The sequence below is a fragment of the Parabacteroides faecalis genome (assembly GCF_022809355.1).
GTDB classification, from domain to species: Bacteria; Bacteroidota; Bacteroidia; order Bacteroidales; family Tannerellaceae; genus Parabacteroides; species Parabacteroides faecalis.
On sequence record NZ_JAKZMM010000020.1, the window covers coordinates 30,719 to 43,477 of the forward strand.

Consider the following 12,759-nt stretch of genomic DNA (forward strand, 5'->3'; position numbering starts at 1 on the left):
ATTTTCCTTTTTTAGCCACACAAAAGTACACAAACCTTCGGTTAAAATCTCATTCTTAACGCAGGATTATTCATTCTCTTTCCTAAAAAGCAGAAACAGTTTGGAAAGAAATACGTATCTTTGCCGTCTGTTATCATAGCAAATACCCAATAAACAATGGCATCAAAAGTAACAAAAGGTTTCTTAATTCTATTTTGGTCATTATTCATCGCCGGCATAGCTGCCGTCTATATGCTTTTCGCAGCTATTGCCAACGGCTCAATCGGATATATGCCACCTGTGGAACAATTGGAAAACCCAATTGACAAATATGCATCACAGGTTATTTCTTCAGATGGAAAAACAATCGGAAGTTATGCCCATAGTTCAGACAACCGAATCTTCGTTACATACAACGATTTATCACCCGATTTGGTAAAAGCCTTGATCGCAACGGAAGATATCCGCTTCGCAGAACACAGCGGTATTGATGCAATCGGTTTGTTCCGAGCCATCATTAAACGAGGTATTTTGATGCAGAAGAGCGGTGGTGGTGGAAGTACCATCACTCAGCAATTAGCCAAGCAGTTATTTTCGCCAAGTGCCGATAACTTCATGGAACGTCTTTTCCAAAAACCTATCGAATGGGTAATTGCCGTTCAGTTGGAACGATATTACACCAAAGAGGAAATCATCAATATGTACCTGAATAAGTTCGATTTCCTTTATAACGCGGTAGGAATCCAATCGGCAGCCTCTGTCTACTTCGGGAAAACACCGAAAACGCTGAGTATAGAAGAAGCAGCTACTTTGGTTGGTATGTGTAAGAATCCATCTTACTTTAATCCGGTTCGCAGAAACGAACGTACACGCGGCCGTAGAAATACCGTACTCGACCAGATGCAAAAGGCCGGATACATAACACCAGCTGAATGCGATTCATTGAAAAAGCTCCCGTTAAAGCTTCGGTTCAAACGCATTGACCACAAAGAAGGTTTAGCTCCGTATTTCCGGGAATACTTACGTATGACTTTAACAGCCAAAAAGCCGAACCGAAAGAATTACGCCTCTTGGCAAGAACAAAAGTTCAAAGAAGATTCCGTTTCATGGGAAACAAATCCGTTGTATGGCTGGTGCAACAAGAACAAACGTGCAGACGGAGAATTTTATAACCTATATACGGATGGTCTGAAAATCTATACGACGATTGATTCTCGTATGCAGAAATATGCAGAAGAAGCCGTTCGTGAACATATTGGTGAATACCTTCAACCTCAATTCACAAGAGAGAAAAAAGGAAGAAGCTATGCTCCGTTCTCCCGAGATCTGCGGGCAGGCGAAGTTGATACAATCTTGATGCGCGCCATGCATCAGACTGACCGGTATCGCTCGATGAAGAAAAGTGGCATGAAAGAGGAAGAGATGAGAAAAGAATTCCAAAAACCGGTGGAAATGCGGGTATTTACATGGGATGGTCCAGTTGATACCCTCATGTCTCCTTGGGATTCTATCCGCTACCACAAAGGTTTCTTACGCTCAGCGTTCATGTCAATGGATCCACACAATGGACATGTAAAAGCATACGTAGGCGGCATCGATTACAACTACTTCCAATACGATATGGTAAACGGAGGACGTCGGCAAATCGGTTCAACCATCAAGCCGTACTTATACTCTTTAGCCATGATTGAAGGAATTAGTCCGTGTGATGAAATGTTGCACGTTCAGCAGCAACTGACCGACGAGAATGGTAAACTGTGGATTCCAAGAAACTCCAACAAGAAACGGATTGGAGAAATGGTAAGTATCCAATGGGGATTACAGAATTCGGATAACTGGGTAACGGCATACTTAATGAGCAAATTATCGCCTTATACATTTGTGCGCTTATTACACTCCTTCGGATTAAAAGGCGAGATAGATCCCGTTGTTTCAGTCTGTCTGGGAACTCCGGATGTTTCTGTCGGTGAAATGGTAAGTGCCTACTCAACCTTTGCCAACCAAGGTATTCGTGTTGAGCCTTTATATGTAACTCGTATCGAAGATTCTTACGGTAACACCATTGCAAACTTCACAACGCAAGTGAATGAAGTATTGACAGAAGATGCATCCTTCAAGATGTTACACATGCTGAGAAGTGTAATTGATGGCGGTACTGGCGGACGTATTCGTGGACGCTACCACATCAAAGCTCCAATGGGTGGAAAAACAGGAACGACACAGAACAACTCCGATGCTTGGTTCATGGGCTTTACTCCTAATCTGGTTTCCGGTTGTTGGGTAGGTGGTGAAGAACGATCCATACATTTCGACCGGATGGAATGGGGACAAGGAGCTGCTTCTGCCCTGCCGGTTTATGGTTTGTTTATGCAAAAAGTATATGCCGACAAGTCTTTAGGTTATTCCGAAGAAGAAGAATTTGAGATTCCGGAACAATACATGGATCCATGCGCTAACAAATCGTCAGAATCAACACCACAAGGACAAGAAAATTACCCTGGTGGAATAGACAAAATGTTCGAATAATTCTCTATATTTGCGATTATTCACGCAATAAAGAGAAGACGTATGGTTAATAGAGAGTTGATTTGCCCTCAAAGCATTGTTGTCGTTGGAGGTTCTAATAATGTACATAAACCCGGAGGACGACTGGTCAGAAATTTGTTAGATGGTAAATATAAAGGAAGTTTGTATGTTGTCAACGCAAAAGAGACAGATGTTCAAGGATTGAAGTCTTATCATTCCGTTCAAGACATACCGGAAACGGAAATGGCCATTCTTTCCATTCCAAGTAAAGCTTGTGTTGAAGTTGTTGATGTGCTGGCACACCAAAAGAATGTAAAAGCCTTTATTATCATCTCTGCCGGATTTGGTGAAGAGACCAAAGAAGGCGGTCAGCTGGAAGATCAAATTTTGCATACAATCAATGAAGTAGGTGCATCTTTAATCGGTCCGAACTGCATCGGTTTAATGAATATTCATTTCCATGGCGTATTTACCCAACCCATTCCTGAATTTCATCCCGATGGTGTTGACTTCATATCCAGTTCGGGTGGTACAGCCCTCTTCATTATCGAATCAGCATTGAGCAAAGGGTTACGGTTCTCATCTGTTTGGTCGGTAGGAAACTCCAAACAACTAGGTGTGGAAGATATTCTGGAATACATGGACCGGAATTTCAATGCAGCTACGGATTCCAAAATCAAGATGCTTTATATCGAACAGATCAAAGATCCAGATAAACTCTTGTATCATGCTTCTTCGTTAATCCGCAAAGGATGTAAAATCACAGCTATAAAAGCAGGAAGTACAGAATCAGGTAAACGGGCAGCCTCATCTCATACTGGAGCAATAGCCAGTTCTGATTCAGCCGTAGAAGCTTTATTCAGAAAAGCAGGTATTGTCCGTTGCTACAGTCGTGAAGAATTAACTACTGTTGCCAGTATTTTTACCCTGAAAGAAGTAAAGGGTAAGAATTGTGCCATCGTTACTCATGCTGGTGGTCCGGCAGTCATGCTTGCTGATGCGTTATCAAAAGGACGATTGAATGTACCTGATCTAAACGGACCTATCGCAGAAGAGCTGAAAAGTAAATTATATCCAGGAGCAGCTGTAGGTAATCCAATTGATATTATCGGAACAGGAACTCCAGAGCACTTGGCAACTGCTATTGACTATTGCGAAAACCGGTTTGATAACATTGATCTGATGATGGTTATTTTCGGAAGTCCGGGATTGGTCAAGCTCTATGATGCATACGAAGTACTTCATAAGAAAATGGAAGAATGCCGAAAACCGATCTTCCCGGTATTGCCGTCTATCGTAACAGCTGGTCCGGAAGTACAAAGCTTCATCAAGAAAGGTCATATTAACTTCTCGGATGAGGTAACATTGGGTACTGCTTTGGCCCGTGTCCTCAATACGCCGAAACCAGCAAGTACAGATATTCAGCTTTATGGAGTTGATGTTCCGGAAGTAAGAAGAATTATTGACCGCTTACCGGCTGATGGTTATTTAAGCCCGGAAGAAACTCGTTTATTACTCAAAGCAGCCAATATACCATTAGTAGAAGAATTTACTTCCAGCGATAAAGAAGAACTACTGGCTTTTGCCCGTAAAATCAAATATCCGGTTGTAGCGAAAGTTGTCGGTCCGGTACATAAAAGCGATATGGGCGGCGTTGCCTTGAATATCCGTTGTGATGAACATTTATTATTCGAATACGAACGGATGATGAAATTACCGGGAGTTACAGGCATCATGGTTCAGCCAATGCTAAAGGGACAGGAGTTATTCTTAGGAGCGACATACGAGAATAAATTCGGCCATATTGTCTTCTGCGGATTAGGTGGCATCTTCGTAGAAGTATTGAAAGATGTCAGCTACGGTTTGGCTCCTCTTTCTTATGATGAAACATTCTCCATGATCCGTTCTTTGCGTGGCTATCCGATCATTAAAGGAACTCGCGGACAAAAAGGAATCGATGAACAGCAATATGCAGACCTAATAGTTCGTCTTTCTACGTTACTCCGCTTTGCTAATGAGATCAAAGAAATGGATATTAATCCGCTGGTAGCAACCGAACGCGGATTGTTTGCCGTAGATGCCCGTATCAGAATAGAGAAATAATCCATAAAAGGTTGTTCTTTTCAAGAAAGGAACAACCTTTTTTATTTGTTTTACGGTAATATTCCCGTACATTTGCATGAAACAATTAAATCATAGAGAGTATGAAAACACATCTCCTGAAAACGATAATCTGTTTGGTTGCTTTCGGATTATTGACAACTGGTTGTCAGCATACAACACAGAAAGAGGCAGACAATGCTGTAAAGTTCGACTCTATTCTTGTAGATAAGACATATCATCTGCTGGACAATCCTGAAAATCCCAATTGTAACTTACAAATCAAATTCACATATCCGGTTAGTGTGGAAAATGATTTGTTGGCAGATATTCAGAAACAATTCGTTTTGGCTTATTTCGGCGAGGCTTACGAGAATTTATCGCCCAAAGATGCGGTAGAAAAATATCAGAACGATTATCTTGCCGCCTACAAAGAACTGGAACCTGATTACGAGGAAGAACTGAAAAGAGCAGAAGACGGAACACCAGTCGGTGCCTGGTTTTCTTATTATGAATTATCTTCCAACCAAATTCAGTTCAATCAAAATGACTTGATCAGTTTTACCGTCAATTTCGAGAATTATACAGGAGGTGCACATGGTGCTCATGCCTACAATCATTTTGTCATCGACTTGAAGAACGGGAAAAAGTTAAAGGAAGAAGATATATTCATAGACAGTTATCAGGAACAATTGGCTCCAATATTAGTAGCCCAAATCGCTAAACAGAATAACGTAACCGATCCGAAAGAACTGGAGAATATGGGATTCTTCAGTGTGGACGAGATTTATCCGAACAATAACTTCCTGATCGATGAAACAGGAATTACCTATACATTTAATGAATACGAGATAGCGGCTTACGTAGTCGGACCAATTCATGTACATATTCCATTTGAAGATGTACAGTTATTATTGAAGCAAGATAGTCCGATTGCATCGTTAGCAGGCTTGTAAAACAATAAACAGAATTGATAAATATGGAACAAGAAAATCCTATCCGTCCAGCTTGTGTTGCAGAGCAGTTGGCCATCTTGCAAGGTTATTTCCCTCAGCTGAGTGAAAAACAGACCGAACAGTTTCAGGCTTTATATGATCTGTATGCCGACTGGAATGCCAAGATTAACGTCATATCCAGAAAAGATATCGAGAATTTATACCTGCATCACGTTTTACATTCGTTGGGTATTACAGCGATGCTCCATTTCAAGGACGGATCTTCTGTCATGGATTTAGGTACAGGGGGCGGATTTCCAGGTATTCCTCTGGCAATCCTTTATCCACAGGTAAAGTTTCACTTGGTTGACAGCATTGGAAAGAAGATTAAAGTAGGACAGGCTGTCGCTGAAGCCATCGGATTGCAGAATGTGACTTTCCGTCATTGTCGGGGTGAAGAAGAGAAACAAACATTCGACTTTGTTGTAAGCCGGGCGGTCATGCCTCTGGCTGATCTCGTGAAAATCATCCGGAAGAATATCCGCAAAGAACAGATCAATGCTTTGCCCAACGGATTGATTTGTCTCAAAGGTGGTGAATTGGCGCATGAAATATTACCGTTCAAAAACCAGGCTATCCAACTGGATTTGTCAGATACATTCTCTGAAGAATATTTTAAAACCAAGAAAGTCGTATACGTACCGCTATGATGGAGATCAAACAATTCACGGTTAATTTCTTCGGAGAGAACTGCTATCTGTTATATGACGAAACAAAGGAAGCGGTTCTTATTGATTGCGGTTGCATGAACAGACAAGAGTTTTCTCAAGTCGAAGGATTCATTACTCAACAGCAATTAGTTCTTAAGCACCATCTTTGCACACATTACCATGTAGATCATCTGATGGGTGCTGCGTTGGTTTACCAGCAATACGGACTTCTGCCGGAAGTTTGTCGGGAAGATACCGTTGTATTACCGCCAGTCGGCCAGCAAGCGGTGATGTTCGGATTACCCAACATTCAGGAAACAGCAATCGGAACTTACTTGAATGAAGGAGATGTTATTCATTTCGGTCATACAAAGCTGGAGGTAATAGCTGTTCCGGGACATTCTCCCGGTAGTGTTGCCTTCTACCAGAAAGAACGAGGCTGCGTCTTTGTGGGCGATGCCTTGTTTGCCGGCAGTATCGGACGAACTGATTTATGGGGTGGTGATACTCATGAATTAATCCATTCCATCCATCAGGCATTATTTACCTTGCCTGATTCGACGGTTGTTTATCCGGGACATGGTCCTGAAACAACCATTACTTACGAGAAATCTAATAATCCTTATTTATAAAAACATCATTTATGGATACAACTAAATTTGTTAATCGCCATGTAGGTATCACAGCAGAGGATCTTCCTGATATGCTGAAGACTGTTGGCGTGAATACGCTCGATGAGTTGATCGACCAGACAATTCCGGCAAATATCCGCTTGAAGCAGCCGTTGAACCTGCCCGAACCCATGACAGAACGTGAATTCGCTGAACACATTAACGAATTGGCTTCGAAGAATGAAGTCTTTACTTCTTATATTGGTATGGGCTGGTATGATACGGTTTGTCCGGCTCCTATCCAACGCAATGTATTCGAAAATCCGGTTTGGTACACTTCTTACACACCGTATCAGGCCGAAGTATCACAAGGCCGATTGGAAGCCCTGTTGAATTTCCAGACAGTTATCTGTGATCTGACTGGTCTTCCTTTAGCTAACTGTTCGCTACTCGACGAAGCAACAGCCGCAGCCGAAGCAGCTACGATGTTCTTCGGAGCACGCAGTCGTGCCCAAGTTAAAGCCGGTGCAAACGTATTGTTTGTAGATGAGAAGGTATTTGCTTCTACTTTGGCCGTCATTCATACCCGTGCCATTCCGCAAGGGATGAAGATCGTGACCGGCGACTATAAGACTTTCACCTTTACTCCGGAAGTATTTGGTGCAATCGTACAGTATCCGAATGCAGATGGTTCTATTGAAGATTACCGGGAATTCATCGGCCGCGCTCAAGAAAACGGAACAAAAGTAGCCGTTGCTGCCGACTTGATGAGTCTGGTTTTGCTGACTCCTCCGGGAGAATGGGGCGCTGACGTCGTATTCGGAAGCAGCCAGCGTTTCGGTATTCCGATGTTCTACGGCGGACCGTCTGCTGCTTACTTTGCTACAAAGGATGAATATAAGCGTGCTATTCCGGGACGCATCATCGGTATCTCGAAAGATGCTTACGGACATCCGGCATATCGTCTGGCACTGCAAACACGTGAACAGCATATCAAACGTGAAAAGGCAACGTCTAACATATGTACCGCACAAGCATTGCTGGCTACAATGGCAGGCTTCTATGCCGTATATCACGGAGCAGAAGGTTTGAAGAACATTGCCAGCCGGATCCATGCAACAGCCGGATTCGTTGCTAAAGAACTGGAAAAGTTAGGATACAAGCAACTGAACAAGGACTTCTTCGATACATTGAAGATCGAATTGCCAGCCAATGTATCTATTGATGCTTTGCGTGAAATTGCTTTGGAATGCAAAGTCAATCTGCGTTATTTCGACAGTGGATTGGTTGGTATCAGTATTGATGAAACAACACAACCAACGGATGTAGGTGTTCTGATGTATATCTTCTCGGGTGCAGCCGGTAAAGATTACATGTTGCAGGAAGCTATTCCTTGCCAGACTTACTTTGATCCGAAGTTTGCCCGTACTTCTTCTTTCTTGCAGCAAGATGTCTTCAAGAAATATCATACCGAAACAGAACTGATGCGCTACATCACCCGTTTGGGAAGAAAGGATGTTTCATTGGCTCAGTCGATGATTTCTCTGGGTTCTTGTACTATGAAGCTAAACCCGGCTTCTACCATGTTGCCTTTGAGTTTGGCTCAATTCCAGAATATCCACCCGTATGCTCCGGAAGAACAGGTAGAAGGTTACAAGGAACTGATCGAGAACTTGTCATCATATCTGTGCGAGATCACCGGTTTCAAGGGATGTACTTTGCAGCCTAATTCGGGAGCTGCCGGCGAATATACCGGATTGCGTGTCATCCGTGCTTATTTGGAAAGCATCGGTCAAGGTCATCGTAATATCGTTCTGCTTCCGGCCTCAGCACATGGTACCAATCCGGCCAGTGCTATCCAATGCGGATTTACTACGGTTACCGTGAAATGTGATGACAAAGGTAACATCGACCTAGAAGATTTCCGCGCCAAGGCAGAAGCCAACAAAGACAATCTGGCTGCCAGCATGATTACATATCCGTCTACTCACGGTATCTTCGAAGCGGATATCAAGGAAATGTGTGAGATTGTTCACGCTTGTGGCGGACAATTATATATGGACGGTGCCAATATGAATGCACAGGTAGGATTAACCAATCCGGGAACAATCGGTGCAGATGTATGTCACTTGAACTTGCATAAGACATTCTCTTCACCTCACGGTGGTGGCGGTCCTGGCGTAGGTCCGATCTGTGTTGCTGAACATCTGGTTCCGTTCTTGCCTCAACATCCTGTTTTGTTCGGAAGTGATCTGAATACAGTTTCAGCTGCTCCTTACGGAAGTGCCGGTATCCTGCCGATCACTTACGGATATATCCGCATGCTGGGAGCAGAAGGTTTGACTATGGCTACCAAGATTGCCATATTGAATGCCAACTATCTGGCTGCTAAATTCAAGGATACATACGGAATCGTTTATACAGGAACGACAGGACGTGTTGGACATGAACTGATTTTGGAATGCCGTACCGTAAAAGAACGCACGGGTATCGACGAAAGTGATATTGCCAAACGTTTGATGGACTTCGGTTATCATGCTCCTACCCTTTCTTTCCCAGTTCATGGAACATTGATGGTTGAACCGACTGAAAGTGAAAGCAAAGCCGAATTGGATCGTTTCGTAGAAGTACTGGAATGTATCTGGAATGAAATCAAAGAAGTAGAAGACGGTACTGCCGACAAGACCGACAACGTGCTGAAGAATGCTCCGCATCCGGAATACGAAGTAGCTGCCGATGAATGGAACCACAGCTATCCGCGCAGTAAAGCTGCCTTCCCGCTGGAATGGTTGCACGACAGCAAGTTCTGGATTAACGTAGCCCGCGTAGATAATGCGTATGGCGATCGTAACTTAGTTCCGACTATCTGTAATTGCCAAATCTGAGACTTCTCGGACAAGTCTCCGCTATAAACCGACAGCGGTAGCTTCCTGAATTGGAAACTACCACTGTTTCTTTTCCTTTTATTTCTTTCTGGCTGCCACAGCCAATAAGATTCCTAAAACAACTCCCAGTAAAGCGGCAAATAAAACACGGGCTTCTTCAGGAAGCAGGAATGTGATGGTATGTGCCGGAACCCAGAAGAAAGGAATCGTTTTCTTGAATACAAAGTTCCATTGTACGTCCCAATTCAGATGGGTTATGATTTGTGTCATCGGTATAGGTGTCAATAAGCTCTTTACCGAGCCGCCGCATTGCAGGATATGGGTATCTGTAATCTTATGGAATGTCATAAATACCGGGGCAAAAATACCGTTCATTCCTAATGAAATACACAGGGCTACCCAAAACTTGTCCAGGCTAAAGCTTCCACTCATCGCTTCTACGGCATTCGTCATGCCCATATAGACCAGTAACTGCGGAACACCTTTCGAGAAGATTATCATGGCCATATTAATGCCGATGCCTAATATTCCCCAAATCACCATGCGCGGAATGATTCCAAATCCCGCACGATTGTAAACACCGGTACTGATCCGCAGTCCCAAACACTCACCCAACATGGATAAAATTGCAAACTTCAGGAAACTCATCACCATACCGTGTGCTGCATTGAATGCCTTATATCCAGCATACAGCTCCGGACTTAATAGGAAAGGCAGGAATAGAATCACTACCACCAGAAGAAATAAATAATCGCTCTTTCTCATCATTTTGTTATGTTTTTCATGACTATTGCGACAAACATAACATAATAATTCGGTTTCTGCATCATGAAACCGAATTATTTTTAAGGAAAGATGAAAAAAACGATCTTAGTTATAAAAAAGAAGCTACTTCGGGCAGTGAGTTTTCCCGGGTAGCATCAGGCAACAATATAATAGGCAGTTGCGGCAAACGTTCCTTCAAATAATCCAAGGTGTTCTTTTCAATCTCTGCATCTTCCTCCGGATATTGGTTATAAACCAACGCTGCCACTTCGATTCCGTATTGACGGCAAGCCGAAAGGCTCAGCAATGTATGATTGATGCTGCCTAATCTTCCGTTGGTAACCAAGATGACCGGATACTGATGCTGCCGGATATAATCGATGGTTAATATCTGATGATCTACCGGAACCATCAATCCGCCGGCTCCTTCCAATAAGACATATTCATATTTCTCTTGCAGTTTCCGGGTTGCTTCTCCGATGACGGCATAATCAATCGTGCGACCATCGCGGTCGGCTGCCATATGCGGTGAGCAAGGATACGTGAAGATATACGGACAAGTCAGGCCCATCCGGTCTTCTTCTGTAAAGGAAATGCCTTGAATCTTCCGATGCATCTCGATATCTTCAGATACTTCCTGGCAACCCGTCTGTATCATTTTCTGCGTAATCACGGTTTTTCCGGCAGCGGCGATTGCCTTCGCCAGCAATCCTGTTGCATAGGTTTTCCCGATATTGGTATCAATACCGGTGACAAATAATACTTTTCCCATTTCTTTTTCCTTTTATTTTCTGACGGCCAAGATATACAATGGCCGATACGTTAATGTTACCTGTTGATTGTTAGTTCCAAACTTTTCTAGATAAGCGGCACAGAATGTTCGTAACTTACCCGGTGTCCAGAACTCCGAATGATTAGCCGTTACACCCGTTTCCTTCAAGTGACGGAGTACAGCCTGCGGAGAAGTAAACAGCAAACGGATGGTTTCTGTTTCCTGAAAATCTACCTGATAAAACGGTTCCAGCCAGTCATTCCATTGCTCGGTCGAAGGGTAGAAAAGCCCTTGACCGGTCAGCTCCCGGATTTCTACTAAGTTTCCCGGCAGAAAAGTAGAGAACAGTAAAACATCGCCCCTACGCTGGCAGCCAGCCAGCCGACCGACAAAACTTTCCGGCTCCGGAATCCACTGGAAAACCGACGAGGATGCAATCAGCTGATATCGTCCTTTCCACGCTTTTGTAGCAGCATCGGCACAGACGAAACGTGTTCCTTCGGCACAATAACTCAAGGCTTTATCCGCACATGTCGGATACAGGTCGTTGAGTGTCCAAAGCGCTGAAGCACACGACTGCTGCAAATAACGGGTAAAACCACCGGTTCCGCAACCGATTTCCAAGGCTGTTGCCGGGTGGAAACGATGCTTTTGCTGATAGACTTCCCAGATAGCCGACAAATGCCGGGCTATTTGCTGTTGAGCCACGGCAGCTTCGTCGTACGTCAGGCAAGCCCGGTCGAATTTCCGCCGTATCCGTTCACTATCTATGCTGTAACGAGTTCGTTCCATTGTTTCCATAAGCCAAAAGGATCATGTGGAGCTTGTACTTCTTTTATCCGGACATTCCGCCGCTGCCAATGGGTCAACTGATTGGCGGTTGGGAAGATCCGGTCTGATAAACCAACGATGGCCTGATCCCAGGTAAAGTCAGCCGGCTTTTCCTTCCGCGCCTGAATAGCCTGAAACAAATAGCGCAGCTCGTCGGATATCTCGTCTATGGATCGCGGCGATATGGCTTCCCAAACAGCCAGCCGTTCCTTTCCGCCACACATCCTCCGGTTGAAACGCCGGATGCCATCGGGTGTCAGATTCTCCAACGTACCCCGAAAGATGGCTTCCGGAATGCCTTCAGTATCATGGACGGGACAACCGGTTCCGTTGATGGCGATCTTCCGTTCCCAATGTACGGACGATTCATCCGCAAAAAGCTGTTCTGCCACCCATACGCCCAGCGACCATGCTAGCAAAGTAACCGACTGATAAGCCGACAAGTCGGCATCAAACGTCAGATTCCTGTAATCAGATACCAGCCAGATATCCTGATCCGGCTCAGCTTGTAAAGAGTGAAACAAAGCAGGCGAGGCAGACCAGCCACAAAAAAACAGCAGTAACCGGGGACGGCCTTCGCAGATATATTTCTCAATCTCCATAGTTTTTTATATTTTCTCCCGAAAAAAACTTACCGATCTCTCC

The 12,759-nt window shown here is 44.0% G+C and carries 10 protein-coding genes; 6 read left to right on the top strand and 4 right to left on the bottom strand.

Translation table 11 applies throughout. The features are described 5' to 3' along the window. Positions 1 to 156: 156 nt before the first annotated feature. From MUN53_RS09170 to gcvP, 6 genes are all read left to right on the top strand, one after another. Positions 157 to 2,505, top strand: coding sequence for a transglycosylase domain-containing protein (locus MUN53_RS09170; RefSeq protein WP_243324991.1), 2,349 nt, complete (start codon positions 157 to 159; stop codon positions 2,503 to 2,505). 42 nt (positions 2,506 to 2,547) lie between these two features. Then, on the top strand, positions 2,548 to 4,608 hold the full coding sequence (locus MUN53_RS09175; protein ID WP_243324992.1) for an acetate--CoA ligase family protein: 2,061 nt from the start codon (positions 2,548 to 2,550) through the stop codon (positions 4,606 to 4,608). Between the two features lie 101 nt (positions 4,609 to 4,709). Continuing rightward, positions 4,710 to 5,561: a DUF3298 and DUF4163 domain-containing protein gene (locus MUN53_RS09180; protein ID WP_243324995.1), complete on the top strand. Its 852-nt coding sequence runs from the start codon at positions 4,710 to 4,712 to the stop codon at positions 5,559 to 5,561. Between the two features lie 23 nt (positions 5,562 to 5,584). Continuing rightward, the gene (rsmG, locus tag MUN53_RS09185; protein ID WP_243324997.1) at positions 5,585 to 6,250 is read left to right on the top strand and encodes a 16S rRNA (guanine(527)-N(7))-methyltransferase RsmG; all 666 of its coding nucleotides are present in this window, start codon (positions 5,585 to 5,587) and stop codon (positions 6,248 to 6,250) included. Further along, positions 6,247 to 6,882 (top strand): MBL fold metallo-hydrolase, encoded by a 636-nt coding sequence (locus MUN53_RS09190; protein WP_243324999.1) that lies wholly within the window; start codon positions 6,247 to 6,249, stop codon positions 6,880 to 6,882. Before rsmG ends, MUN53_RS09190 begins: the two co-directional genes overlap by 4 nt. An 11-nt stretch (positions 6,883 to 6,893) precedes the next feature. Further along, positions 6,894 to 9,746, top strand: coding sequence for an aminomethyl-transferring glycine dehydrogenase (gene gcvP, locus MUN53_RS09195; RefSeq protein ID WP_243325000.1), 2,853 nt, complete (start codon positions 6,894 to 6,896; stop codon positions 9,744 to 9,746). Between the two features lie 78 nt (positions 9,747 to 9,824). Here gcvP and MUN53_RS09200 read toward each other — a convergent pair whose 3' ends face one another. From MUN53_RS09200 to MUN53_RS09215, 4 genes are all read right to left on the bottom strand, one after another. Next, entirely contained in the window at positions 9,825 to 10,511 is a 687-nt protein-coding gene (locus MUN53_RS09200) for a hypothetical protein (protein WP_243325044.1), read from the bottom strand. Positions 10,512 to 10,620: 109 nt separating this feature from the next. Further along, entirely contained in the window at positions 10,621 to 11,283 is a 663-nt protein-coding gene (gene bioD, locus MUN53_RS09205) for a dethiobiotin synthase (RefSeq protein WP_243325001.1), read from the bottom strand. Positions 11,284 to 11,295: 12 nt separating this feature from the next. Next, the gene (locus MUN53_RS09210; protein WP_243325002.1) at positions 11,296 to 12,084 is read right to left on the bottom strand and encodes a methyltransferase domain-containing protein; all 789 of its coding nucleotides are present in this window, start codon (positions 12,082 to 12,084) and stop codon (positions 11,296 to 11,298) included. Continuing rightward, on the bottom strand, positions 12,051 to 12,716 hold the full coding sequence (locus MUN53_RS09215; RefSeq protein ID WP_243325003.1) for a DUF452 family protein: 666 nt from the start codon (positions 12,714 to 12,716) through the stop codon (positions 12,051 to 12,053). Before MUN53_RS09215 ends, MUN53_RS09210 begins: the two co-directional genes overlap by 34 nt. Positions 12,717 to 12,759 lie beyond the last annotated feature (43 nt).

Bases quoted from the DNA above. Each gene is read 5' to 3' on its own strand.
- MUN53_RS09190 (WP_243324999.1), top strand. From the start codon at position 6,247: ATGATGGAGATCAAACAATTCACGGTTAATTTCTTCGGAGAGAACTGC.
- MUN53_RS09210 (WP_243325002.1), bottom strand. From the start codon at position 12,084: ATGGAAACAATGGAACGAACTCGTTACAGCATAGATAGTGAACGGATA.
- MUN53_RS09215 (WP_243325003.1), bottom strand. From the start codon at position 12,716: ATGGAGATTGAGAAATATATCTGCGAAGGCCGTCCCCGGTTACTGCTG.
- MUN53_RS09175 (WP_243324992.1), top strand. From the start codon at position 2,548: ATGGTTAATAGAGAGTTGATTTGCCCTCAAAGCATTGTTGTCGTTGGA.
- gcvP (WP_243325000.1), top strand. From the start codon at position 6,894: ATGGATACAACTAAATTTGTTAATCGCCATGTAGGTATCACAGCAGAG.
- rsmG (WP_243324997.1), top strand. From the start codon at position 5,585: ATGGAACAAGAAAATCCTATCCGTCCAGCTTGTGTTGCAGAGCAGTTG.
- MUN53_RS09200 (WP_243325044.1), bottom strand. From the start codon at position 10,511: ATGAGAAAGAGCGATTATTTATTTCTTCTGGTGGTAGTGATTCTATTC.
- bioD (WP_243325001.1), bottom strand. From the start codon at position 11,283: ATGGGAAAAGTATTATTTGTCACCGGTATTGATACCAATATCGGGAAA.
- MUN53_RS09170 (WP_243324991.1), top strand. From the start codon at position 157: ATGGCATCAAAAGTAACAAAAGGTTTCTTAATTCTATTTTGGTCATTA.
- MUN53_RS09180 (WP_243324995.1), top strand. From the start codon at position 4,710: ATGAAAACACATCTCCTGAAAACGATAATCTGTTTGGTTGCTTTCGGA.